The following is a 24883-nucleotide window of genomic DNA, read 5'->3' on the forward strand; positions in this document are numbered from 1 at the left end:
TTATATAAGTCAAAGAGAAACGCTACTATCGTATATCACTCAGGAAGTTGCCCAAGAAGAAGTACATATGACTACTGTTCCTTACTATAAGGGCAAATCGTGCAGCAAGAAGCGTCTATGCACAAAAGCCTTTACACACTGTTATCTCTTTTTCTGTATACATACTTATAATAAAGGACATTTTGATAATCATGATTACTTGGAAAACCTATATTTTAATCGCTATTCCGTTAATACTTTCAACGATTACAACGCCTATATTAGGGGTTGTTGATACGATGGTCATTGGTCATTTATCTAATGCCTCTTTGATTGGCGGTGTTGCAATTGGTGTAACAATTTTTAATACACTGTATTGGTTGTTTGGCTTTTTACGTGTTAGTACAACCGGAATGGTGGCACAAGCTTTTGGGCAAGACAATATACATGAACAAAAGCTAGCCTTTTGGCGACCATTACTACTCGCCATCGCGATGGGCTTAGTATTTATTATTTTACAGCAAGTGATATTAATCGTTGCAGCTATTGTTATGAAGGCAGATGCCACTGTTTGGCTATATGCGCAACAATATTTTTCAATTCGTATATGGGGAGCGCCGTTTGCGTTAGCTATGTATGTTATTGTTGGCTGGCTTATTGGCGCAAAGCAGGTAAGAACAACACTATTTCTGCAGTTGTATATGAATATTTTAAATATTATTTTATGTGTTGTCTTCGTGATGATCTTCCATATGGAGATACGGGGAGTAGCTTTCGCTACCGTTATTGCGGAGATTACAGCACCATTGATTGGGCTTTATCTTTTAAAATCACGCCAGCTTCTTGCAGGCTGGCAAAAACTACGAGCTGAGCTGTTGAACAAACAGGTTATGCAAATGATGTTTCGTATCAATAGTGACTTTTTCATTCGTACAGCCTGTCTATTAACTGCCTTCACACTTTTTACATCCATTGGTGCATCCATCAGTGTGGATATTTTAGCAGCTAATACAATTTTATTTCAGCTTCATTTTGTTTTTGCTTACTTTTTTGATGGGCTTGCCAATGCATCCAGTATCTATATTGGCAATGCAGTGGGCAGTAACAATAAACAGCTCTACAATCAAACGATTCGTATTTCATTCTGGTGGTCATCTGGACTTGCAATTGGGCTATCCACTCTCTTTTATTTCTTAGGGCCTACTATTTTAGCAAGCTTTACAAATATTGAAGCCATCTATCAGCTAACATTGCAATATCAAATGTGGCTTGTGCTATTCCCACTTGTTGGCTTTTGGGCATTAATGCTAAGTGGTATTTTCTCAGGTGCAATGATGATTGCCCCCATTCGTAATTCGCATATTTGGGCATTAATAAGCTATGTGTTAACATTGGCAATTTTTCTGCCGCTGTGGGGAAATCATGGGCTATGGTTTGCATTTATTGTATTTACAATAGGAAGAAGCCTCTTTTTAGCCATCTATCAGCCTCGACTAGCAAAGCTTTTTGTCTAACATAAGCATTCAGTATGTTGTAGCTATCACACACTGAATGCTGCTTTATTTTATACGAATTCTTCAATATGTTCCGCATACTCCTGTGCCCTTACTGCTCCATTTAATCGCTCAAATATAGCAATTCGCTCTTCTTGCTCTAAATATTCCCTTACATTAAAGGTTAATAAAATATCTGTATATGCCTGATAAAAAGGCGATGCAATAAGCTGACAAAGCGCTTTTTTACAGGTAGCAATAATGGCAGCCCGGTGCTGCTCAAAATGCTCTGTATCATCGGTCGTGTCATGAAGCTTTTTCATATACTGATGCATCTCCGCTGACAGTTTGTCAAACGTTGCAAAAATGCACCATTCTTCTTCACAATATTTATAGTACCAATAATCTTCTGCATCCTTATCGGCTTGTTCTGCCAAATAAGTCTTTGTATTTGCCATTAAACCAATTGACCACAAATCGCTGCTACAATCCAATGCGACAATGTACAAATCATCATACATAGCTCTATATGTTTGCAATGCTTGTTCCATCTCAAGTACAATAGCAGCTTCCAATTTTATATAATCAAATGAAGCCTGTGCCTTTTGCATATGCTCTCACCCTTCTACCTAGTATCATGCCTCTATAAGCAAAAAAAGGACCGCCTCAATAGCAGTCCTTTCAACATTAAGCTTCTTGTGTTGCTGGGTATACAGATACTTGTTTGCGATCGCGACCTAAACGTTCGAATTTAACAACGCCATCAACTTTAGCAAATAGTGTATCGTCACCACCACGACCTACATTTGTACCTGGGTAAATTTTTGTACCGCGTTGACGGTAAAGAATTGAACCACCAGTTACGAATTGGCCATCAGCACGTTTAGCGCCAAGACGTTTAGACTCAGAGTCACGTCCGTTTTTAGTAGAACCTACCCCTTTTTTCGATGCGAAAAATTGAAGGTCTAATGCTAATAATAATTTCATCGTGTTCCACCTCCTACAGCATTTTATACTTTAGTTCGATAAATTCTCCATAACTTGCGACCATAGTATAATACTGTGTCACCATTGTTTGAAGAATAACTTGTAATTTTGCGTCTGTTTCAGCATCTATATCTTTTGAAACGATACAAGATAAAAAGCCACCTTGCTCGCCCTGCTCAATTGTTGGTTGTAATTGTAAAATATGACCAATTGCATTTACCGTGCCAAAAGCAATAGCAGATGCACCTGCACATACTAAATCACGACCATATTCATCTGAGTAAGCATGACCTGAAATTTCAAAGCCATATGACTTTCTGTTTTCATCACTATGAATTGTAACAGTAATCATATTGTTCACCTCACAATTAAGCGTTGATTGCTTCAACAACTAATTTTGTGTAAGGTTGACGGTGACCTTGTTTACGACGGTAGTTCTTTTTAGCTTTCATTTTGAAAACAACGATTTTTTTCGCACGGCCTTCTTTCACAACTTTCGCTGTTACAGTAGCGCCTTCTACGAATGGAGCGCCAACTTTCACGTTTTCGCCACCTACGAATAATACTTTATCAAAAGTAACAACTTCGTCAGCTTCTACACCTAATTTTTCAACATAGATTTCTTGACCAGCTTCTACTTTGACTTGTTTACCACCAGTTTCAATAATTGCGTACATTTTACTGCACCTCCTCATAGACTCAGACTCGCCTGTTTGTAAAGGTGATCTTCTAAAAGATGCTTAAACCTTTCCAGAGCGGTTGTAGTAGCACAGGTGCTACAAACAATAACATTACAATATTATCATACGATTTTTTTCAAGTCAATCGATTCATCACATATTTTTCAAAGGCTAAACGATATTTTCGATAATGCCATTCTTTCAATGCTTGCAGCCAAATAAATAACATAATAATGGCTAAAAAAATAGCTTGTGGTAGCAAGCATAATGTCACAAAAAATAGTGTTGTTGCTAAGATAAAGGACAACCAATAATAGCCTTCCACAACAACGGCACTTGGATAATGTAAAAATAGCCATGCTAAAAATATCCTACCACCATCCAACGGGATAATCGGCACAATATTAACAGTTAGTAATACAAGTTGCACACTAATCAACCGTGTAGCAAGCAGCTCAGGCATAAAAAAAGCGAGGCCAACCCCAATAATCGTTGCGATTGGCCCTCCTAATGCAATCCATAGGAGTGACGATGCTGGCACAACCGCCGGATTTTCAAATTGAATCTCTCCTCCGTATGGTGTAATTACACATGATTTCACCTTGACCTTGCAGAGCATTGCTGCTAGTAAATGACCTGCCTCATGCCATAAAAGTGACAATAAAATAATCGCATAATAAGCGAATTGTCCGCTAAAAATCATGATAAATACGAGAGGGATACAGAGAAGATGTAATTTAATTTTCATTTGTGTCCGTCATTTCAAGCCATTGTACCATTTGCTCTAAATCGTAATGCGTATCTCCCTTTTCAATCGATAAATAAAGTTGCCCCGCTTCTTTCATGCCAATTAAATCATTTGCCTGAATAGCTGTATATGGTAGCTGTGCTAAACTATCCAACATACCATACGATACCTTTGTGCCATCTTCATAGTTAATAATCATTGTTTTACCTGTATATTTCGTATGACCTGTAAAAACAACCAAGCCATTTTGCCCAGCATACACTGGTAAGCCAACATCATACTGCAATAAAAATCCTTCTTTAAAAGCTTTTGCATTAGCAAAGGTTAAAAGCTCTGTTTGTCCTACATCACTCGATACCATAATTGTTTCTTTTTCTTGATCAAGCCAGCTTTGTCCAAGCTCACTTAAATACGTTAAATCTGCTGAAGTGGTCACAAGTTTGCGGACAGGTGTATCCACAACACCTTGGTCTTCTAACCGAATCACAAGCATAATTGCAGCCACTAGCAGGATCGTAACAAACCATTTCCATTTTTTAAACAAGCCCTCATCCTTTTTTCCACACTATATGAGATTGCATGTCCAAACATGCAAAAAACCTTCTCGCACAAATGCACGAAAAGGTTTTAGATTATCTTGAAAACAGTGCTTTAAGTTTGGAAAACATCCCTTTTTGCTCGTCTTGAATCGCCATTAATGGCACAGACTCACCAAGAATACGACGCGCAATATTGCGGTAGCCTAAGGATGCCTTATTGGAAGGGTTCATCACAACTGGCTCCCCTTTATTGGACGATGCAATAACATCTTCATTGTCTACAATAATTCCTAATAAATCAATCGACAAATGCGTTGTAATTTCATTGACATCTAATGTATCGCCATTTTTCATCATATGCTGTCGTATGCGATTAATAATAAGCTTTGGTGGCGTCATATCCTCCTGCTCCAGCAAACCAATAATACGATCTGCATCACGCACAGCCGAAATTTCAGGTGTTGTCACAACAATGGCATGATCTGCACCAGCAACGGCATTACGATAGCCTTGCTCAATACCAGCAGGACAGTCAATTAACACATAATCATAGTCCCTTTTTAATTCCTCTATTAAGCTCTTCATTTGCTCAGGGCTAACAGCATTTTTATCTGTTGTTTGAGCAGCAGGTAATAAAAATAGTTTCTCATCTACGCGCTTATCCTTTATTAAAGCTTGATGAATTTTACAACGCCCCTCCACAACATCAACGAGGTCATAAATAATACGATTTTCTAAGCCTAAAATTACATCTAAATTACGTAGGCCAATATCTGTATCAATTAAACATACTTTTTTACCTTGTAGAGCCAATGCAGTCCCAAGGTTAGCCGCTGTCGTTGTTTTTCCGACACCGCCCTTACCTGAAGTTATGACGATCGCTTCTCCCACACTAGCTTCCTCCCTTAGACACATTTAACAATGGTCGAATATTTTTTAAGGCGTGAATTTGATCGTACGTAATGCGTCCATCGTAGCCAATAAAGGCGCAAGTCATTTCTGATTGATGCATTGCTTGAACATGCTCATCTGACATTGCCTGCACTTGGTCAGCAATCATAATATGTGTAGCCTCAAAGCGTGATGCAGCAATAATTGCCTCCTTATTGCCTTGTGCACCCGCATGTGCAATCCCTTTTAGTTTCCCAAGAACATAGACATTCCCTCCAGCCTCTACACGACCATTTGGATTAACATTGCCAACAATGATAATGTCCCCTGACGAACGGAGAATTTGTCCTGATCTGACCACACCTATATATGTATCTTGCTGACTTTCAATCATTTTCTGGTTGCTTTCATGGACAGTCAGTACCTCACTTTGCACCTTTGATACAATAAGCTGCTCCGTTTCCTGCACAATCTGAATAAGCTCATTCATTTGTTTTTCAGTACAGTATCGATAGCCTAAATATAATTGTACATCCACTTTGCCATCAATACCGCCCTCTAGCACCTTTTTCTTTAATTCTTCCACTAAATCACTATATGCACATTGGTCGTCTAGACGTAGTACAAAGCCATCTTTTGTTCCCTTCATATGAACTAGCTGTTTTTTCATGAATGCCTCACCTCACGTTGTTCTTTGTTAAGAAACTTCACGTGCTCTCTGTAAGACACGCGCATTAATCAGATACTTGAAGGCCCAACCAAGAATCATTAAAAATAAGGCATTCGCAATGATTGTTGGCAGTAGTCGTGAACGTAAGAAATCTGCTAATGGAATTGCTGTAAAATCAATTAGGTAGAAGAATTGATAGAGTATAAATTCTAAAATTGCTACTAAAATAACTGAAATCGTTGTTGTGACAACTAAGTGCTGATGGATCACTTTCACGATAGACCCTGCTAAAAAACAAATAAGTGGATAAAGTACAGAATATAATCCAATAATATCAATGTAAAAGACATCATACAAGACACCAAAAAAAAGTCCATACATTACCGCTCGTTGACGGCTGTAATAGATGGAGATAAAGATTAAATATAAGATTAAAAAACGTGGTACTAGATAGTAGATATCCCCCTTCATTTCAATCGGGGATAGCATTGCAAATTCTGGTTCAAGTAAAAATAATAGAACCGCTACAGAGGGGATGAGAAATCGAACCATCACTCCGCCTCCTCTTCACTTGCCTTTTTTTGCGGATTCGATAAATCTTCATTTGTCGCATTGCCATCTGAGCCATCCACAACCGTTGATGTACGTTTAGCAATCACAACATGCTCTAAAATTGAAAAATCAGCAGATGGTTTGACATAAGCCATTTTTGTTAAACCAAAATCATCTGTACTTACTTCCGTAATTTCTCCAATTGGCACACCTTTTGGGAATATGCCACCAAGACCTGAAGAAACTACCTGCTCGCCTTCCTTAACCGTCAAGCTAGAATCGATTCGCTTCATAATGAGTTCATTACGTTCTTCATCAAAGCCCTCGATTAAACCGTATGCTTCTTTTTCTCCTAACACCATCGCAGATACACGATAGTTTGGATTATTTGTATATAAAAGCTCTACTTCAGATGTGAAAGGTGTCACCAGTATAATTTTACCAACTAACCCTTTCGCCGTCATAACTGCCATATTTTTTTCGACACCATGAGAAGACCCTTTATCTAGAATAATTTTCTCTTCCCATTGGTCGGGATTTCTAGCAATTACTGTTGCATGAATTGGATTAAATGCCTTTAAGCTTTCTGATTTATTCAAAAGCTCTCGAAGCTTTGTATTCTCTGATTTTAAATCCGTAGCTTCAGCTTGCACAACCGCAAAATCTTCTAAGCGTGCTTTTAAACGTTTATTTTCTTCGTACGTGTTTAAGAGGGAGTCAATATTATTAAAGATACCATTAATATAATTCGCCGGCTTCGCTACAAGTGATTGTGCGACGCCGACAGTATCTTTAATAATTTGCTCTGGTAAAGTTGCATTCGTCCGATCACGTAATGAGAAGCTAATCAATGCCACAAGAAAAACCATGCCTACGAGCAGCAAAATTACTTTCTTATTGAAGAAAAAGTGTGGCATTGCCTAAACCTCCTTACCCTTTCACTTGTTGTTGACGAATTAAGTCGATATTATCCAATGCCTTACCTGTACCAATTGCTACACAGTCTAAAGGGTCTTCTGCGATAAATACAGGCATATTTGTTTCTTGGCTAATCACTTTGTCCAAGTTTGTTAATAATGCACCACCACCTGTTAATACAATACCGCGCTCCATAACGTCAGCAGATAATTCAGGAGGTGTTTGCTCTAATGTTTTGCGAACGCCATCAATAATAGCAGCAACCGCTTCACGCAAAGACTCAGAAATTTCTTGAGAGGAAATCTCGATTGTTTTTGGTAAGCCTGTTAACAAATCACGACCTCTAATCTCCATTTTTTCCTCTGAGCCTTCAGCCAAGGCTGTACCAATTTCCATTTTTACAGCCTCTGCTGTACGTTCACCAATTGTTAAATTATACGTTTTACGAATATAGGAAATGATAGACTGATCCATTGCATCCCCACCAACACGCACAGATTCACTTGTTACAATACCGCCTAGCGAAATAACGGCAACCTCTGTTGTACCTCCACCAATATCAACAACCATAGAACCTGTTGGGTCCCATACTGGTAGGTTCGAACCGATTGCTGCAGCAAATGGCTCTTCGATTGTGAATGCCTCTTTTGCACCTGCTTGTCGTGCAGCATCAATGACCGCACGCTGCTCAACTGAAGTAATGCCATAAGGCACACAAATCATGACATTCGGTTTTTTCCAGTTACTTCCTGAGTTTTTAGAAGCTTCTTTTAAATAATACTCAATCATAGCAGTTGTAATATCAAAATCAGCAATAACACCATCCTTCATTGGACGAATGGCTACGATTGAACCAGGTGTACGCCCAATCATATTTTTAGCATCATTACCAACGGCAACGATATCTCCTGTTTTTGTATTTTTTGCTACTACTGAAGGTTCGCGTAAAACGATTCCTTTTCCTTTAATAAACACTAATGTATTCGCTGTGCCGAGGTCAATCCCGACATCTTTGCTTCCTAATCCAAACAAATTGTGTACTCCCTTTCTATTTAAGCCATACTTTCATTCATATTCATTTCCTTCGCGATATGTATAGAACATTGAATTGTGCATCACACAATTGACTCCTCTCAATATCCATAACACCCGCCAAAGCATCTATCTTCATCAGTAGGTGTCTAATACCTGGAAAAAACTACACGCCTATTTACCTCACCACAATTGTGATGGGGGTCTTTCCTGAATAAAGATAAAATTGATACCCTTCATTATAACGGAAAAGTGCAAGAATTTGTAGTGCCACATGCCTTATCTCGCAGAAAAGATACTATTTTAATTCCCTCTTAAATTAAATATAGTACGTATAGATTAGCATATAATTTTTATTCTTATAAGACAATGCATAATAGACTACCAATTTCTGTGAAGATAATAGAGTTTTCCTGAATACATTAACGTTTTATAAAAAAAAAAGGTTCACTAATCATAAAGAAAAAGCTCTGCAAATTATATGCAGAGCTTACAGACTGTAGACAAACTCAATGAATTTTGGGTTTGCCTACAGTCATTTTTCTTTTACAATGAAATCAAGGAAAGCCGCTGATTTCCACTACGGGCGGACGCTTTCCGCGGGCGGGGTCAAGCTATTCCCGCAGGAGTCGCCGCCCTTCGTTCCAATCAACTTCTACATAAAGAACGCCTTATACATATGTTGATAAAAAGTAAATTTTTGAGGTGATCACCCCTGATGACAAAGCATCAAATTCATGAACGTGAACAAGTAGAAATGCTAACGATTTTTCCCAAGACCATTTAGTATGAAAATTAAAGGCTGCTATTGATTTTTCATCTAACCATTTAGTAGGAAATCTCTATTCATCACAAAAGAAATGATGCATCATGAACTTCTCCATGCAGACCATTTATTTATTGGTGCTACACAAAGAAATTTTTCCACAAGCATGTATATATTAAAAATAAACATTATAGAAGAAAAAATGACAAAAGGAATCGAGCGTGAACTTCTCGATTCCTTTTGTCTACAATCTGAAAGGGGCTGGGACATAACTCATTTTATTGAGAAAAATCAAAAAACGAATGTTATTTTTGTGATTTATTAAAGTATATGTGTTCTAATAACGCAAAAAAATGTTAGACCAAACTTGTAAATGGTCTAACATTTTTTTTGTCCCAGCCTCTTAAAAATACCCTTTTTCCTTAAGACTTACAAATTGATGATCGCCAATAATAATATGATCAATAACTTCAATGCCGATAATATAACCTGCTTCTACGATACGTTGGGTCACTTCAATATCCTCTGTGCTCGGTGTTGGTACGCCGCTAGGATGATTATGAGCACAAATAATCGAAGCCGCAGACCTTTTAACAGCCTCACGAAATACCTCCCTTGGGTGAACGATTGAGGCATTAAGCGAGCCAATAAAAATGGTCTGCTTATGAATGACCTGATTTTTAATATTTAAAAATAGAACTACGAAATGTTCCTGATTCAGCGAGGTCATATCAGGCATTAAATACGCAGCAGCATCTTCTGGAGAGCGTATTGTAAACTTTTCATCATTATTTTTTTGAGCCAGTCGCCTGCCAAGCTCAATGGCAGCTAATAATTGAATGGCCTTCACCTCGCCAATGCCTTTAATCGCCATCATTTCTTCAATCGTTGCATGCTTTAAATAATGAAGGCGTTCAAAAACATTTAACACTCTATTCGCAAGCATAAGCACAGATTCTTCCTTTGTGCCTGTCCGTAATAAAATAGCAAGCAGCTCTTGATTTGATAAGCTTTTTGCCCCTTGTCGTAATAGCCGCTCACGAGGGCGGTCTTCCATATGAACATCGCGTATCATTAAGGTTGGCAAAACATTATTTGACAAACATGCTCACTCCTTCGCAAATTGGACAATTTGTAGGTCTACCAATTGCGAAAACAACGCTGCAAGTGGTAAACCTACAACATTGTTGTAATCTCCTTCAATTCGTTTGACTAACAGTGTTCCCATTGTTTGGATACCATATCCACCTGCTTTATCAAATGGATCACCTGAGTCTACGTAGGCTTCAATTAGCTCCTGTGATAGCTCATAAAAGACAACCGTTGTTTCCTCCACAAAAACGGTTTCTTTGCCATCAGGCTCAATAATCGCCACGGCTGTCATCACGACATGCTTATTGCCTGATAGGCGTAATAAATGGGCAATAGCCTCCTCACGGGACCTTGGTTTATGTAGTAGCTCATCGTTAGCAACAACGATTGTATCAGCACCAATAATTGTGGCATCGGCTGCTTTTTTAGCCACATCTCGTGCCTTTAACAGAGCTACTCCTTTTACATACGACTGCATTGTTGTCGCTTGTACACTTGTTTCTTCTACTTCACTTGTTATCACTGTAAATGGTAGTGCTAGCAAGTCCAGCAATTCCCTTCGTCTTGGTGATGCAGAAGCAAGCACAAGCTGATGATTTGTTTGTAACATTATCTAACCATTCCTCCTTATTTTCTATCATACCGAAGAATGGATAATTTGAAAATTTTCAAAAAATCAAGATAATATTGATTTCAGCTTAAAATGTCACTTGAAGACAAGTATTTTTCGATTGATAATGAGCAAAAACATGTAAGCGAATAATATTGATATCATCGGAAATCGTTGAAGCTGCCTTGCTGATTGTTTGCCAATCCTCAGGCAATGTTGAATCTTTCGCATCTTCCTTAAAATTTAATTTTTTACCGTCTTTATCTTCTAAGGCAGCAGGAATTTCTGCAAGTGTAGGCTCCTTACAGCTTTCACCACTGACACGAAATGCCTTTTTAAAGGTTGCAGGGTCCTGTAAAAATTCAAGCTGACTTTCTTCTGTCACAATACTTGTCCAGACATAGTATTTACCCTCAGCCTGAATAATCGCACTTTCTTTTAAAGAAGGATATTCAGCAATAAATGCACTGGCACTTTCATAATTGGAATAGACGCCCGCTTGGCTGGCAAAAAACATTGATGCATTTGAGGTATTCTCCCCTGCTGTTGGAATCGTTTCTGCTTGCGATTCATTCTTTGCCACTCCACCATTATTTTTTGGTAAAGGTATCTGTGTACTTGCTTGGAGCACCCCTAAAAAGATAGCTACACCTAATAAACCAACAACTCCGCCAATAATGATTGCTCGCACGATTTGTTTTTTCATGACACGACTAACAATTTTCATTTATTTATCACCTCATCCTTCCACATAGCTATACCATTATGACCTTCATATGGTATCAGTATATGTAAAATAAGAAGTGTACATGCGGAGGTGTTATTGAAAACGATACTATCCTGCTACTGGATAGCTTTTTAATATAGGGACAAATTTTACTAGTTGAGAAACAAACTTATTGCTGTAACCTATGGCAATAATTCTACCCTTACTTAATTATTTTTACATCGTTCGTTTTTTTTAAGAAATACTATACGCAAATAAATGAAAACCAACATCCAAAAAATGAAATCTAGCAAAATAAATAGAAAGAAGTAGTGATTTTTATGAGTCGTAAAATTTTCACTATTTTTTAACCAGCTTTTTATTAGTATCAGTATGATTGCAACCTATACAATCTCAGACCGAAGAGATACCAGCTTCTGAAACTATAAGTGATGGGTATATTGAAACTTTTATAGATGGGTCTGGAAATACAACTAAAGATGAGATTATTTACAACCAATTATTCGATGTTAAAGAATCTGAATCTGAAGAAATTGTATATATTGAAAGCGATGTTGAAGAAACATATAACGTTAATGATTTTATTACCGTAGAATCAGGGGAAATCTCACTTTATAATACTACTCTCCCTAGACCTTATGCATTTATTGCATCAAAGTGTAATTGGACATTAAATCAATGTGGTACTTTATATGGAAAAAGTAAAGTAGATCAAATTAAAAAATTTATGTTTGACTTTAAAAAAGATGCTGCTATTTCTGTAGTTGCTGCTGCAATTACTATGGTATGGGGGGCGCCTATTGTTGCAGTAGGTGTATTATTGGCTTCTTTAGGTGTGGGGGTTGTCAATCCACTACTAACAGCTTCTTTAAATGGGTATTATGATTCTACACGTACACAATATTCTTATTATGTTGTGGTTAAACAAAAGGAAACTTTTAAACACAACCAAGAGAAGTATGTTGTCTATTACTATAACACAACAAATGGTAAACAGAGTACAAGAACTTCACAAAGTGCAAGTTGGATATCAGAGGATGCGGTATTAGATATAGGTATAGTTTCATATTAAAAGAATAAAACAAAAAAGTAGCTCTCAAATCGAGTCGCTACTTTTTCTCTATATATCCAAATGGTACTTTATATTAATCTTTTACTGCTTAAGAAAGGGTTAGATATTCTCTTTATCGAATTTCTTTAACCAACATCGCTATAGGATTGGGAGGATTATGTGTATTGCTAAAATTAAATGTAAAACAGCAATTATTGGCTACTTTTATTGTTCTTATAATATCTATCATTATCGCTATCACAACACCTTGGAATCAATATAAACTACTATTTATGGCTCCCGTTATAGTTTTTTCTGCATTTATTAGTATCTTCATCTCAAAAAAATTTTTTAAACAAGATGATAGGTATTAATCTATAAGAATAAAATATTTAGTACTCATCATAAACATCTTCAAGCCATAATAGCAACACTTCAGATTATGCACAGCCAAAAGAAGCGGCATAGCCAAAGACATATACAGATTTAGATGCATTGGATCAATAGGCATCGAACTAGACTTTAAAACCATTATTGACAATATTCAACCCCAAATTTTCGCAAAAAAAACACAGCCTCTACTCACAATAGGCGCTGTGTTTTTGCTTGTAAACTACTCTTAAGCATCCTCAATCAATAAACGATTACGCACCGCTGTTAATAAATACAATGAGCCTGCTACAATTGTGTGCTCTTTGTTGGTAGATTGCTGCTGTAAAAAGGAAACATAGTCTAGCAAAACTGCTTTCTTTGTCGCATTGGAAAGTGCCATCAATTGTTCGGCAGCCATTGCGCGAGAATTGTCAAAATCAACGAAATAAAAATGGTCGCTAACCTGCTCCAACAATCTTAAAATTTGTTGGACATCTTTATCTGCAAGTATACCAACAACAAAGGTTATGGCTTCATTTGGAAACTCATGCTGAATTGTTTCCACTAATTTCGCTACACTCGCTGGATTATGCGCACCATCTACAATAATAAAGGGTATAATTTCTTCAAAGCGTCCTAAAATAGCGGCATTTTTAATAGCTTGTCGAATAGCTGCTGAGCTCGGTGCTATATTTAAAGTAGCTGCCACTTCTAAAAATGCTGTAATTGCCAATGCCATATTATTTGCCTGATGTGTCCCCTTCATTGTACGTTGAAGGTTGGAAATTTCGTAGAAATGCTTATTATTCCGATAGCATTCCCCATTACTCGTTTGCACGACAGAAAAGTGATATCCTAGCTCAAAAATAGCTGCCTTTTTTTGTATGGCTTCTTGTTCAACAACACGCTTTGCCTCTTCTGGCAATTCCCCAATTATAACTGGTCGTTGTTCTTTAATAATACCTGCTTTATGATGCGCTATACTTGCAAGCGTATCCCCTAAAAACTGTGTATGCTCTAAAGCAATGCTTGGAATAATGGAAACAATTGGTGTCACAACATTGGTGCTATCCAATAAGCCTCCCATCCCCGCTTCAATAAGAGCAATATCAACATTACTATTGCTAAAGTGTAGAAATGCCGCAACTGTTAATAGCTCAAAATCTGTGAGCTTTCCACTAAGACCAGCGCGTTGCATTTGCTGAAAAACCTTATCCATCGCAGCCTGTGAAATCGCTTGCCCATCTACTTGAATTTGGTCATGCACATCGACAATGCACGGTGACATAAATTTACCGACACATAAGCCATGCTCCTTTGCAATTGCTTCAAGAAATGTTAATGTTGACCCTTTTCCGTTTGTACCCGCTAGATGAACGGTTGGCACTAGCTGCTCTGGATTGCCTACTAAGGATAGCGCCTCTTTCATTGCTGTAAGGCCGGGCTTAATCACATCATCGCTGTGAACATGCCAATGCTCTTTATAATAATTTAATTTAGGAATCATTGCTTTACCTCCTGTAGCCACTGACGAACTTCAGCGATAAAGTAAAGAGAACCTGTAATCACAATTATGTCAGTAGGCTGCCTTTTGCGTAATAACATGCTAATCGTGGCTTGCCAATTTTCATTATCGCTTTTCTTCGCATTCGTCGACAGCTGTGCTAAGCTTTTGGCAGACATAGCATTTGGTAAACCAATTTGTGTAAAAGCAATGGAGGCAGCAACGGCATCCATTAATGCAATGCTAGTTGCATGATCTTTATCTGCTAATGCTGCATAGACAAAGTGATAGTGATAGTTTGGATATACCTCTTTCAACGTTTGAATAAGTGCAGTCGTTCCCTCTGAATTATGTGCACCATCTAGTACAATATAGTCTTGCCATTGTTCAAAGCGCCCTGCCCACTGTGCACCTTGCAATGCTTGGCGAATAGCTTGGTCAGTAACCGTAATCGCATTCTTTTCACGCAATGTAAGCATTGCTGTAATCGCAAGGCTTGCATTATCAATCTGATGTGAGCCAGCCATTTTTAATGTGATATCCGTCATTAACTTATTGCCCATTTGATAAGTAAAGCGCTGACCATCTACCCCTTGCAAGCTCGTAGTCACTGTAAAGTCTTGCCCTAAAACAAAGCATGGAGCCTGCTGTTGCATAGCCGTTTCTGTTATGACCGCTAATGCTTCCTGATTGTGAACGCCTACAATAACAGGAATGCCTTCTTTAATAATGCCAGCTTTTTCAGCAGCGACCTTTGCAAATGTATCTCCTAAAAACGCTGTATGCTCCAGTGAAATTGTTGTAATAATAGCAAGAAGCGGTGTGACAACATTTGTTGCATCAAGGCGTCCACCAAGTCCTGCTTCAATCAATGCGATATCAATACCTTCGTCTGCAAAGTATTGGAACATAATAAGTGTAACAACCTCAAAAAAGCTTGGAAAATCACCATTATAGTGTTGCTCTATGATTTGTGCGAGCTTATTAAAATAAGCTAAAAAATGCTGATCTGAAATGGGTTTACCATTAATCGTTATCCGTTCATTTACACGTTCTAGATGTGGCGATGTAAATGCGCCTACTTTGTAATTGGCATGTTGTAGCATTTCTCTTAATGCGTTTACCGTTGAGCCCTTTCCGTTAGAGCCAGCTACATGAATAATGCGTAGCTTGTTGTGAGGGTTATCTAAAAGCGCTAGCACCTCTCGCATAAGGACAAGCGGTGCACGTTTATGGTCAACTGCTTTTAATGAAAAAATAAATTTAGTACATTCATCCATTGTATTAAACAACAAAAACACTTCCTTTTCATGCAATATCTCTATTTTAGTACAAGTAACGTTGAATAACAGCGATTTCAATAGAAAAAACACACAGATAGGTGTGAACCTTTCTGTGTGTTTAACTATTTTTGTTTAATTCATTAGCTGGCGCGTTCCCAATAAAGCACCCATATTATCTAAAATAATTTTGGCGTCATTATTTAAAAGTGGCAATACATCTGAACGTTGCACTAATTCAAAGGAATTTTTTAATGTTCTTTTAAGCATAGAAATATCAAAGTTCGAACAATATTCATTAATTTTATGAATGGTTAATAAATCCGTACGTGATAATTTCGTTTCTTCTTTTTGCTCGCTATTGCTTGCTAGTATATGTTTGATCAATACACGACCACTCGTATTCAATAATCGGTAATACTTTGCTTCTGATAATTTTAAAAGATTTGTTTCGATTAGTACCCTTGCACTAACAAAATCAAGATCGTCACAAGCTCTATTCACCTTTGTAATAATTGTTGCAATATTCCCTGTCATCTACAACACCTCCATTTAATGGGATATTTACTATTTTCGCCAACAAAACATTAGTCTTTGCTTCCTAATTTATATAAAGCGACACTCATCTATACTACTAATTATCCTTGATTTTACTATATACTTTTACCTAACACAACATATATCTTTCGTTGCATAAAATAAAAAAAGATGGATGACTTTATTGCCATCCACCGATTTTTTTACATATTTTTCAGTTCCTCTAAGCGTTTCAAGACAACGGCATGCTTGCTCTCATAATCTGCTAATTTTTCACGCTCTGCGTTTACTAATGCTTCAGGTGCTTTAGCAACAAATTTCTCATTAGATAGCTTACCTGTTACAAGTTTTACTTCTTTTGCCCATTTCTCTAGCTCTTTTTCAAGACGAGCAATTTCTTCCTCTAGGTTAATAAGCCCAACAAGCGGTAAGAAAACTTGTGCGCCTGTAACAACTGCTGTCATTGATTGACCTGGAGCCTCTAAGTTCTCACCAATTGTTAATGTTTCAGGGTTACAGAATTTTTCTAAATAGGCTTTATTTGTTTCAAGCACTGCCACTGTTGTAGCATCTTTTGCTGAAATAAACAATGGTACTTTTTTGCTCATTGGTGTATTCACTTCCGCACGAATATTACGTACCGAACGTATAATATCCATTAGAAGCTTCATATTATCTGCTTCTTCAGCAAAATGAAGGTCTGTGCGTACTGTTGGCCATGCAGCTACTGTAATTGATTCACCATCGTGTGGTAAGTGCTGCCAGATTTCTTCTGTAATGAAAGGCATAAATGGATGTAATAGACGCATTGTTTGATCAAGTACGTAAGCTAAAATAGAACGCGTTGTCTTTTTCGCTGCTTCATCCTCACCATATAGCGGTAATTTTGCCATTTCAATATACCAAGAACAGAAATCATCCCAAATGAAATTGTAAAGCTCACGGCCTACTTCACCAAATTCATAACGCTCTGCAAGTGATGTTACGCGTTCAATTGTTTCGTTTAAACGTGTTAAAATCCATTTGTCAGCGACTGATTTTTCACCTGTTAGGTCAATGTCATCATATGTCATACCGTCCATATTCATTAGCGCAAAACGTGATGCATTCCAAATCTTATTGGCAAAATTCCATATGGACTCTACCTTTTCTGTTGTATAACGTAAATCTTGACCTGGAGAAGAGCCTGTTGCTAGGAAATAACGCAATGAGTCTGCACCATATTGTTCAATAACATCCATTGGATCGACACCATTGCCAAGTGATTTACTCATTTTACGTCCTTCACCATCACGTACTAAACCGTGAATTAACACATCTTTAAATGGTCGTTGTCCTGTAAATTCAATGCCTTGGAAAATCATACGCGATACCCAGAAGAAAATAATATCATAGCCAGTTACGAGCGTATTTGTCGGGTAGTAGCGTTTGTATTCTGCATTTGCTTCATCTGGCCAGCCCATTGTAGAAAATGGCCATAGCGCAGAAGAGAACCATGTATCCAGTACATCTTCATCTTGTGTCCAATTTTCGCTGTCTGCTGGTGCTTCTTTGCCAACGTAAATTTCACCTGTTTCATTATGATACCAAGCTGGAATTTGATGGCCCCACCATAATTGGCGAGAGATACACCAGTCGCGAATATTTTCCATCCAGCGAGAATATGTGTTTTCAAAACGAGCTGGTACAAAGTTTACTTTCCCTGCTTCATTCTTTTGTAATTCTAGTGAAGCATCTGCAAGTGGCTGCATTTTTACAAACCATTGTGCTGATAAATATGGCTCTACAACAGCACCTGAACGCTCTGAATGACCAACAGAGTGCATATGCTCTTCAATTTTAAATAACACGCCAGCCTCTTGTAAATCAGCTACGATTTGCTTACGACATTCAAAACGATCCATACCTTGATATTTACCAGCTAGCTCATTCATTGTGCCATCTTCATTCATCACAAGAATGCGCTCTAAATTATGACGATTCCCTACTTCAAAGTCGTTTGGATCATGCGCTGGTGTCATTTTTACAACACCTGTACCAAAATCTTTATCTACGTAGTCATCGGCTACAATTGGAATTTCACGTCCTACAATTGGTAAAATAACAGTTTTGCCAATTAAATGTTGGTAGCGCTCATCATCTGGGTGCACAGCTACGCCTGAGTCACCAAGCATTGTTTCTGGACGTGTTGTCGCAACTTCCACATGACCTGAACCATCAGCTAGTGGATATTTCATATGATAAAATGCACCTTGCACATCCTGATAAATTACTTCAATATCAGATAATGCTGTTTTCGCCGCAGGATCCCAGTTAATAATACGTTCACCACGATAAATTAAGCCTTTTTCATATAATTGTACAAAAACAGTTTTAACAGCATCTGATAGCCCTTTATCAAGGGTAAAGCGTTCACGTGTATAATCTAAGCCAAGACCAAGCTTTGCCCATTGATCACGAATATGTCCAGCATATTCTTCTTTCCATTCCCATGTTTTTTCGAGGAATTTTTCACGTCCTAAATCATAACGTGTAATATTATCCTCACGTAGCTTTGCTTCTACTTTTGCTTGTGTTGCTATACCTGCATGGTCCATCCCTGGTAACCATAGTGCATCGTATCCTTGCATACGCTTCATGCGGATAATGATATCTTGTAAGGTTGTATCCCAAGCATGACCAAGATGTAGTTTACCTGTTACATTTGGTGGTGGAATAACGATGGAATAAGGCTTTTTGCCACTTTCAGGCTGTGCCTCAAAAAATTTACCTTGTAGCCACCATTCATAGCGTCCAGCCTCAATGGACTGTGGGTCATACTTCGTTGGCATTGAAATGTTTTCTGTCATCTTGACTCCTCCTATTGTTTGAAAACTATTGGTAAAGAAATGCTGTTCATTTTTTACCCAATAAAAAAACTCCTGTCGTCTAAAAGGACGAAGGAGTTTTAGTTCGCGGTACCACCTTTAATTCCAGCAGTGGTTAAGAATTTTTCTTAGCCTACCCTACTGGCTCTTAATTCGGTAACGGTGTTTAACCGGCTTTAACTACTATTAGTTCACTAAAGCTGCTCAAGGGCTACCTTCAATTTCGTACAAATGGAAATTTCCCAGCTACCATTTCCTCTCTTAAAATGTACAACAAATTTACTCTTCCCTATCATTGCATCCATATTGAATTTTCCTTATTGTACCGCAAAATCGTGTTGTCTTTCAAGTGATTTCATTGTTTTTAGGAACTGTGAAAAGGAAGTGAATCATTAAATGCGTCGACGTAAATATAACCCTTGGCTTTTACCACCATGGCTACGACAAATTCGTTTCTATTGTCGAACGATTATCGTACCGCTTTGTGCTTTTCAATTTATCCGTGTTATTATTGTGCCAACATCTGGCGATCTTATTTTTTTACTAGTTTTGCTGCTGCTTTGCTACTTACTTTTGAAAGATATCATTTGAAACACGGACTTTTAGCGGTGTATATTCCTCCGTTAAATCCCAAATCATTGAAGGTACTTCATGCCAAGAGCTCGACTCACGTACAACAATATGGCTTGAGGATTCTCTCAGCGTCACTTTTTGATCTGTTGTTGTCGTTATCTCTTGGTGTGAAGCTGCTACAGCAGTATGCTGCTTTACTGGCACACTTTCTGCTACAATGGCAACTGACTGTTCTTCCTCCGCAACGCTTACAGGCACTTTTTCTACAATAGGTTCTAGTTCATTAAAGACACTTGTTACTGTCCACTCCAGTTGACACATTTGGTTTGTTAAACTAGGGCGAATATCTTTAATCATTAAATCTTTTACATCTGATTCTTTTGGCAAATCGATATGCAAAGGTACGGCATATTCAAAATAGCCCGTATCCCCTTGAATATCAAGCGCATCAATAGCGATAATATCCTCTTGCTCCATATAAGCCTGCATATCCTGAAAATCAAAGCGTACATGTGCAGTAATATGGTAAATACCCATCAGTCGAAGCGAGTCCTCTAATTGCATTGTCTGCCACTGTGGTTTAATTTGCACAGCTGCTATTTCTGTTGGGCAACCATAGCCAGGAAAACAAAATGTTTCACACATCTTCCAAGTTTTGTGTTCGATAATAATCCCTCCCCTTGCATCATATGACTATGCAAAGGATAGTATGCGAGAAGGCTCACAAAGAAATGGCATACTAGAATTGCTCTCTAGCATGCCATTTTTACTGTTACGTATGTTGATTAAACATTCACTAATTTAATTTTATTTGCTACACGATCTGTTAGCATTTGTGTAGCTTTTGGTACGATAGGTTTGAAAATTGGGTTTAAAACAGGACCCGCTAATCCGCCTGCTGTTACTTCTAAAAAGCCTGTCATTTTTGTGTTTTCAGCATCTAAGCTTTCTGCAAGGAAATAACCATTTCCTGAAAAGTTATCAGAAATACCTTTCAATTCAAAAGTTACTTTTGTTGGCGCTACCCATTCTAAAATCGTAATCTCTACCTCTACTGTTTTTTTCAAAACACCAACATTACCTTTAAAAGTCCATGTAGAGTGCTTATCATCAATCATTTTATGTGCGTTATAGCCTGGGACAAGCTTTGCCCATTTTTCCATATCGCTAACGAAATCCCATACATGTTCAATTCCTACAGGTACTTCGACCGTATGTGTGCCTGTTGCCATATCATTTCACTACTTTCTATTATGAATAGCTTTATTATAAACGATTTTGCCCGTAATTTGACTATGCTGAAAGATATAATTTTGACAAAAAACAGTCCTTTTTCCAATCCGCAGAAGCTCCCCTTTAGAAAAGAGTCTGCACAATTTTTGTTACCCTCCTCTTTATGGAAGTCCTTTTGTCATTATCTCCTACGAATAAACCATCATTAATTAAGAATTAACGTTATTAAATTTGCACTAAATAACTATACTTTCTTCCTATTTAAAATGCTTAATCAAATTAAGAGAAAAATTCGAAAATTTTAAAATTATTCTTGATAAAAACAGAGTAAACCAGTATACTTTGTTTCATAATAAACTTTAGTGAAATAGTTGGTTTTAAAAGGAGATAATAAAATGCCCTCACATGTAATTGATATGATAATGTTGAAAAACAACTTCGGTACAGAGGAAATGCGCAATGTTTGGTCTGATGAAAATAGATTACAAAAGCATCTAGCTGTAGAAATTGCTTTAGCACAGGCAGAAGGTGAGCTTGGTGTTATTCCCCAAGAAGCAGCTGAGGAAATTGTCAAACAAGCAAGTCAAGCACATTTCGATCTCGAACAGCTTGCTGCAAATATGGCGAAGCTCAAACACTCACTAATGCCAACCATTAAGGCTATTCAAGAAATTAGTGGCGAGCATGGCGAATTTGTTCATTATGGTGCTACAACACAAGATATTGTGGATACAGGCACTATCCTACAACTTAAAGAAGCACATCAAATTATTCGACGTGATGTATTGAAGGTAGCAGATGCCCTAGCCGTACTTGCTAAAGAACATAAGCTTACATTAATCGCAGGTCGTTCACATGGCATGCAAGGCTTGCCAACAACATTCGGCTTTAAAATGGCTGTCGTATTAAGCGAAATATTACGTCATATTGAGCGTCTACAACAAATCGAGGAGCGCGCTTTTGCTGGTAATATTAGCGGTGGTGTTGGTACATATGCATCATTTGGAGAGCAGGGCATTGCTATTGAGCAGCGTGCTATGGAAATTTTAGCACTTCAAGCACCTGAAATTTGCTGGCACTCCTCACGTGATCGCTTAGCAGAATACGCAAGTGTACTTGGCTTTATTAGTGGGACGCTTGGCAAATTAGCCAATGAATTTTATAACTTAATGCGCACAGAGATTGATGAGGTGGAGGAACCTTTCTCCAAAGGAAATGTCGGCTCATCCACAATGCCACATAAACGTAATCCAGCGATGTTTGAGGGCATTGCAAGCTTAACTCGCCCTATTTTACAAAATGTATCGCTGATGCAGCATTCCTTAATTGTTGAACATGAGCGTGATGCCATGTCATGGCGTGCAGAATGGATTGCTTTACCTGAAATCACGATTTACTTATCATCTCAGCTAGCTACTACCATTGCCGCATTACAAGGCTTAGTCGTGAAGCCACAAAATATGTTGAAAAACTTAGACAAATTAGGTGGTTTACTATTATCTGAAAAGATAATGTTTGAGCTTTCTAGCCAATTTGGGAAGCAAACTGCCCACCATATTCTCTATGAAATTTCAATGACAGCACTTGAAAACAATGTGCCATTTAAAGAGCTTTTAGCACAAGATGAACGCATTACAGCTAGTTTCACAGAAGAACAATTAACAAATATTTTCGACTATGCCTCTTATGTTGGGCTTGCACCAGCAAAAGTAGAGGAAGTTTTAGCGCATTACAAACAGGTGAAAGAGGAGGCTTGCTTATGACCTATACATATCGTGCAGCAACACTCGATGATGCAGAAATATTGCGCAATTTACTGCATGCTTCCTATGCAGAAAATTTACAATACGGCGTACATTTTGATGCAACAACCGTTACATTACAGCAGGTACAAGCGCATTTAATCTATAATCTTTGCTATTTTTTAGAGGATGATGGTGTTGTGCTATCCACTGTATCGCTCCGTATGCCATGGGGACCAAATCCCGGTCCCTGCCCTGTTCCACATATTGGCTGGTTTGCTAGCCTCCCCAATAGCGGAAAAAAAGGCATTGGCTCTGCTCTGTTGGAATGGCTAGAAACAACCATATTGAAAGAGCAGTTGAAAGTACCCTATGTAACACTAGGTACAGCAGACTCTCATCCATGGCTTGGCACAATGTATGAGAAAAAGGGCTATGTAAAATTTGGGCAAAAAGATTTAGGTAAGGGTCATCTGACAAACTATTATAAAAAGAACATTTTGGAGGCTTAATAGATGAAAAAGAAAATTTTACTGACAGCATTTATCGCTGTATTCGCACTTGTATTAGCAGCATGTGGTGGTAGCACAAACGAACAAGGATCGGATAAAGATTCTGCTGATGACAACAAAGTATTACGTGTTGGCTCAACAGGGCAATCTTATCCAAATGGCTATAAAGATGGTGATAAATTAGTGGGCTTTGATGTAGAAGTAATTGAAGCGATTGCTGCAAATCTAGGCTACTCTGTAGAATGGGTAAACTCGGATTTTAGTGGCTTAATGGGGCAACTAGAAGCTGATAAAATTGATACAATTGCTAATGCCGTTGCTGTAACGGATGAGCGTAAAGAAAAATATGCTTTCTCTGATGCATACTCTTATGCAGGGGTGACAATTGTTACACATAAGGACAATGCAGATATTAATACATTAGATGATTTAAAAGGAAAAACAGTATCAGGTGTACTTGGCTCAAACAACGTGAAAAACTTAGAAAGCTTTGATAAAAACGGCGATATCACGATTCGTACATATGAAAACCGTGATGGCGCACAATTAGAAGCGATTAACAAGCGTGTAGATGGCTATGTCAATGCCAAGTCTTCTTTATTAGCAGAAATTCAAAAAAGTGATTTACCATTAAAATTTGTTGGCGAACCATTTATCTATGAGGATGTTGCCTTCCCATTCCGTAAAACAGCTGAAAATGAGGAATTAATTAAAGCGATCAATACAGAAATTCAAAAATTACGTGAAGACGGTACATTAACAAAAATATCTGAAAAATATTACGGTGGTGAAGATATCACTGTGAAAGTAGAATAATCACTATTTTGTACAGAAAGGCGTCAGATGGATATGAACTTAGATTTTTCTTATATGATTGAAGTTCTCCCTGCCATTTTAAAGTACATTCCAATCACATTACTTATGGCAATAATCGCAATGATTATTGCCGTAGCTATTGGTTTAGCTTTAGCACTGGTATATAAAACAAACTTCAAAATTTTAATTTACGCAGCCAATGTCTATATTTCCTTCTTCCGAGCAATTCCAATGCTTGTACAGCTATTTTTAATTTACTACGGTTTACCGCAACTGTTCCCTGTTTTTACAAAGCTAGATGCTGTCACTGCCGCTATTATCGGTTTAGGTTTTAAGCAAGCTGCCTTTTTAGCTGAAATTTTCCGTGCAGCCTTCGCTTCTGTTGAAAAAGGACAGCTAGAAGCATGTCTTGCAGGAGGTATGTCAAAGTTCCAAGCATATCGCCGTATTATTTTGCCACAAGCTTTACGCAATGCTCTGCCAGGTACAGGTAATACATTTATTAGCTTAATTAAAGAAACATCCCTTGCTTTTACACTTGGTGTAGTCGAAATTTTTGCAGAGGCAAAAATGCAAGCCTCTAACTCCTTCCGCTACTTTGAAGCCTATTTAACTGTAGCATTAGTATATTGGGCAATTATTGTTGTCTATACGTATGTGCAAAAGCTGATCGAGAAATATTTGGATCGCCCATATAAAACATAGAGGTGAC

At 37.9% G+C, this 24883-nt stretch carries 27 protein-coding genes and 2 other annotated features; of the genes, 7 read left to right on the top strand and 20 right to left on the bottom strand.

What is annotated here, in order from left to right; genetic code table 11:
* Nucleotides 1-191 precede the first annotated feature (191 nt).
* Nucleotides 192-1493, top strand: coding sequence for an MATE family efflux transporter (locus tag ACIQVU_RS10110; RefSeq protein ID WP_340806712.1), 1302 nt, complete (start codon nt 192-194; stop codon nt 1491-1493).
* Nucleotides 1494-1543: 50 nt separating this feature from the next.
* Here the strand turns inward: ACIQVU_RS10110 and ACIQVU_RS10115 are convergent, their stop codons facing one another.
* From ACIQVU_RS10115 to ACIQVU_RS10180, 14 genes are all read right to left on the bottom strand, one after another.
* On the bottom strand, nt 1544-2083 hold the full coding sequence (locus ACIQVU_RS10115) for a DUF4303 domain-containing protein (RefSeq protein WP_402895306.1): 540 nt from the start codon (nt 2081-2083) through the stop codon (nt 1544-1546).
* Nucleotides 2084-2159: 76 nt separating this feature from the next.
* On the bottom strand, nt 2160-2459 hold the full coding sequence (gene rpmA, locus ACIQVU_RS10120) for a 50S ribosomal protein L27 (protein ID WP_340806715.1): 300 nt from the start codon (nt 2457-2459) through the stop codon (nt 2160-2162).
* A 13-nt stretch (nt 2460-2472) separates the two neighbouring features.
* The gene (locus ACIQVU_RS10125) at nt 2473-2811 is read right to left on the bottom strand and encodes a ribosomal-processing cysteine protease Prp (RefSeq protein WP_340806716.1); all 339 of its coding nucleotides are present in this window, start codon (nt 2809-2811) and stop codon (nt 2473-2475) included.
* Nucleotides 2812-2827: 16 nt separating this feature from the next.
* Nucleotides 2828-3136 (bottom strand): 50S ribosomal protein L21, encoded by a 309-nt coding sequence (rplU, locus tag ACIQVU_RS10130; protein ID WP_205444661.1) that lies wholly within the window; start codon nt 3134-3136, stop codon nt 2828-2830.
* A 14-nt stretch (nt 3137-3150) separates the two neighbouring features.
* Nucleotides 3151-3230: a sequence feature (ribosomal protein L21 leader region), on the bottom strand.
* Nucleotides 3231-3275: 45 nt separating this feature from the next.
* Nucleotides 3276-3887 carry a zinc metalloprotease gene (locus ACIQVU_RS10135; RefSeq protein ID WP_340806718.1) on the bottom strand — a complete coding sequence of 204 codons (612 nt, stop codon included), beginning with the start codon at nt 3885-3887 and terminating at the stop codon, nt 3276-3278.
* Entirely contained in the window at nt 3877-4431 is a 555-nt protein-coding gene (locus ACIQVU_RS10140) for a peptidoglycan DD-metalloendopeptidase family protein (protein ID WP_340806719.1), read from the bottom strand. Before ACIQVU_RS10140 ends, ACIQVU_RS10135 begins: the two co-directional genes overlap by 11 nt.
* A gap of 88 nt (nt 4432-4519) precedes the next feature.
* Complete coding sequence (minD, locus tag ACIQVU_RS10145; RefSeq protein WP_340806720.1) at nt 4520-5317, bottom strand: septum site-determining protein MinD; 798 nt, start codon at nt 5315-5317, stop codon at nt 4520-4522.
* A 1-nt stretch (nt 5318) separates the two neighbouring features.
* On the bottom strand, nt 5319-5987 hold the full coding sequence (gene minC, locus ACIQVU_RS10150; protein ID WP_340806721.1) for a septum site-determining protein MinC: 669 nt from the start codon (nt 5985-5987) through the stop codon (nt 5319-5321).
* 27 nt (nt 5988-6014) lie between these two features.
* Nucleotides 6015-6539, bottom strand: a complete 525-nt coding sequence (gene mreD, locus ACIQVU_RS10155; RefSeq protein WP_340806722.1) for a rod shape-determining protein MreD — start codon at nt 6537-6539, stop codon at nt 6015-6017.
* Nucleotides 6539-7456: a rod shape-determining protein MreC gene (gene mreC / locus ACIQVU_RS10160; protein WP_340806723.1), complete on the bottom strand. Its 918-nt coding sequence runs from the start codon at nt 7454-7456 to the stop codon at nt 6539-6541. The genes mreD and mreC overlap by 1 nt, the downstream gene beginning before the upstream one ends.
* A gap of 13 nt (nt 7457-7469) precedes the next feature.
* Nucleotides 7470-8489 (bottom strand): rod shape-determining protein, encoded by a 1020-nt coding sequence (locus ACIQVU_RS10165; protein ID WP_340806724.1) that lies wholly within the window; start codon nt 8487-8489, stop codon nt 7470-7472.
* Between the two features lie 1169 nt (nt 8490-9658).
* Nucleotides 9659-10330, bottom strand: a complete 672-nt coding sequence (radC, locus tag ACIQVU_RS10170) for a RadC family protein (RefSeq protein ID WP_340808597.1) — start codon at nt 10328-10330, stop codon at nt 9659-9661.
* Between the two features lie 33 nt (nt 10331-10363).
* A complete protein-coding gene (locus ACIQVU_RS10175) occupies nt 10364-10957 on the bottom strand; it encodes a Maf family protein (RefSeq protein WP_402895314.1) in 594 nt (197 codons plus the stop codon).
* An 88-nt stretch (nt 10958-11045) separates the two neighbouring features.
* A complete protein-coding gene (locus ACIQVU_RS10180) occupies nt 11046-11684 on the bottom strand; it encodes a hypothetical protein (protein WP_402895317.1) in 639 nt (212 codons plus the stop codon).
* Between the two features lie 376 nt (nt 11685-12060).
* On the opposite strand from ACIQVU_RS10180, the gene ACIQVU_RS10185 reads away from it, so the two are divergent.
* Nucleotides 12061-12756, top strand: coding sequence for a hypothetical protein (locus tag ACIQVU_RS10185; RefSeq protein ID WP_340806730.1), 696 nt, complete (start codon nt 12061-12063; stop codon nt 12754-12756).
* A gap of 598 nt (nt 12757-13354) precedes the next feature.
* Here the strand turns inward: ACIQVU_RS10185 and ACIQVU_RS10190 are convergent.
* From ACIQVU_RS10190 to ACIQVU_RS10205, 4 genes are all read right to left on the bottom strand, one after another.
* Nucleotides 13355-14614 carry a bifunctional folylpolyglutamate synthase/dihydrofolate synthase gene (locus ACIQVU_RS10190; RefSeq protein WP_402895320.1) on the bottom strand — a complete coding sequence of 420 codons (1260 nt, stop codon included), beginning with the start codon at nt 14612-14614 and terminating at the stop codon, nt 13355-13357.
* Nucleotides 14611-15903, bottom strand: coding sequence for a bifunctional folylpolyglutamate synthase/dihydrofolate synthase (locus ACIQVU_RS10195; RefSeq protein WP_402895323.1), 1293 nt, complete (start codon nt 15901-15903; stop codon nt 14611-14613). The genes ACIQVU_RS10190 and ACIQVU_RS10195 overlap by 4 nt, the downstream gene beginning before the upstream one ends.
* A 123-nt stretch (nt 15904-16026) precedes the next feature.
* Nucleotides 16027-16428, bottom strand: a complete 402-nt coding sequence (locus ACIQVU_RS10200; RefSeq protein WP_340806734.1) for a hypothetical protein — start codon at nt 16426-16428, stop codon at nt 16027-16029.
* Between the two features lie 203 nt (nt 16429-16631).
* On the bottom strand, nt 16632-19277 hold the full coding sequence (locus tag ACIQVU_RS10205) for a valine--tRNA ligase (protein ID WP_340806735.1): 2646 nt from the start codon (nt 19275-19277) through the stop codon (nt 16632-16634).
* 80 nt (nt 19278-19357) lie between these two features.
* Nucleotides 19358-19600 (bottom strand) — a binding site (T-box leader).
* A gap of 91 nt (nt 19601-19691) precedes the next feature.
* Here ACIQVU_RS10205 and ACIQVU_RS10210 point away from each other — a divergent pair.
* Complete coding sequence (locus tag ACIQVU_RS10210) at nt 19692-19886, top strand: hypothetical protein (RefSeq protein ID WP_083448603.1); 195 nt, start codon at nt 19692-19694, stop codon at nt 19884-19886.
* On the opposite strand, the gene ACIQVU_RS10215 is transcribed toward ACIQVU_RS10210, so the two are convergent.
* Together ACIQVU_RS10215 and ACIQVU_RS10220 are read right to left on the bottom strand one after the other, a co-directional pair.
* Nucleotides 19863-20513, bottom strand: a complete 651-nt coding sequence (locus tag ACIQVU_RS10215) for a valyl-tRNA synthetase (RefSeq protein ID WP_340806736.1) — start codon at nt 20511-20513, stop codon at nt 19863-19865. The two genes, ACIQVU_RS10210 and ACIQVU_RS10215, sit on opposite strands and share 24 nt — an antisense overlap.
* Before the next feature lie 140 nt (nt 20514-20653).
* A complete protein-coding gene (locus ACIQVU_RS10220; RefSeq protein ID WP_340806738.1) occupies nt 20654-21100 on the bottom strand; it encodes an SRPBCC family protein in 447 nt (148 codons plus the stop codon).
* 396 nt (nt 21101-21496) lie between these two features.
* Between ACIQVU_RS10220 and purB the strand changes: the two genes are divergently transcribed.
* The 4 genes from purB to ACIQVU_RS10240 are packed head-to-tail and all read left to right on the top strand — an operon-like array spanning nt 21497 to nt 24876.
* Complete coding sequence (purB, locus tag ACIQVU_RS10225) at nt 21497-22864, top strand: adenylosuccinate lyase (protein WP_340806739.1); 1368 nt, start codon at nt 21497-21499, stop codon at nt 22862-22864.
* Nucleotides 22861-23355, top strand: a complete 495-nt coding sequence (locus tag ACIQVU_RS10230; protein WP_340806740.1) for a GNAT family N-acetyltransferase — start codon at nt 22861-22863, stop codon at nt 23353-23355. The genes purB and ACIQVU_RS10230 overlap by 4 nt, the downstream gene beginning before the upstream one ends.
* Before the next feature lie 3 nt (nt 23356-23358).
* Nucleotides 23359-24171 carry an amino acid ABC transporter substrate-binding protein gene (locus ACIQVU_RS10235; protein ID WP_340806742.1) on the top strand — a complete coding sequence of 271 codons (813 nt, stop codon included), beginning with the start codon at nt 23359-23361 and terminating at the stop codon, nt 24169-24171.
* Nucleotides 24172-24204: 33 nt separating this feature from the next.
* The gene (locus tag ACIQVU_RS10240) at nt 24205-24876 is read left to right on the top strand and encodes an amino acid ABC transporter permease (RefSeq protein ID WP_340808598.1); all 672 of its coding nucleotides are present in this window, start codon (nt 24205-24207) and stop codon (nt 24874-24876) included.
* Nucleotides 24877-24883: the final 7 nt, after the last annotated feature.

Origin of the sequence: Lysinibacillus sp. NPDC098008, from assembly GCF_044760715.1 — a bacterium.
Classification (GTDB): domain Bacteria; phylum Bacillota; class Bacilli; order Bacillales_A; family Planococcaceae; genus Lysinibacillus.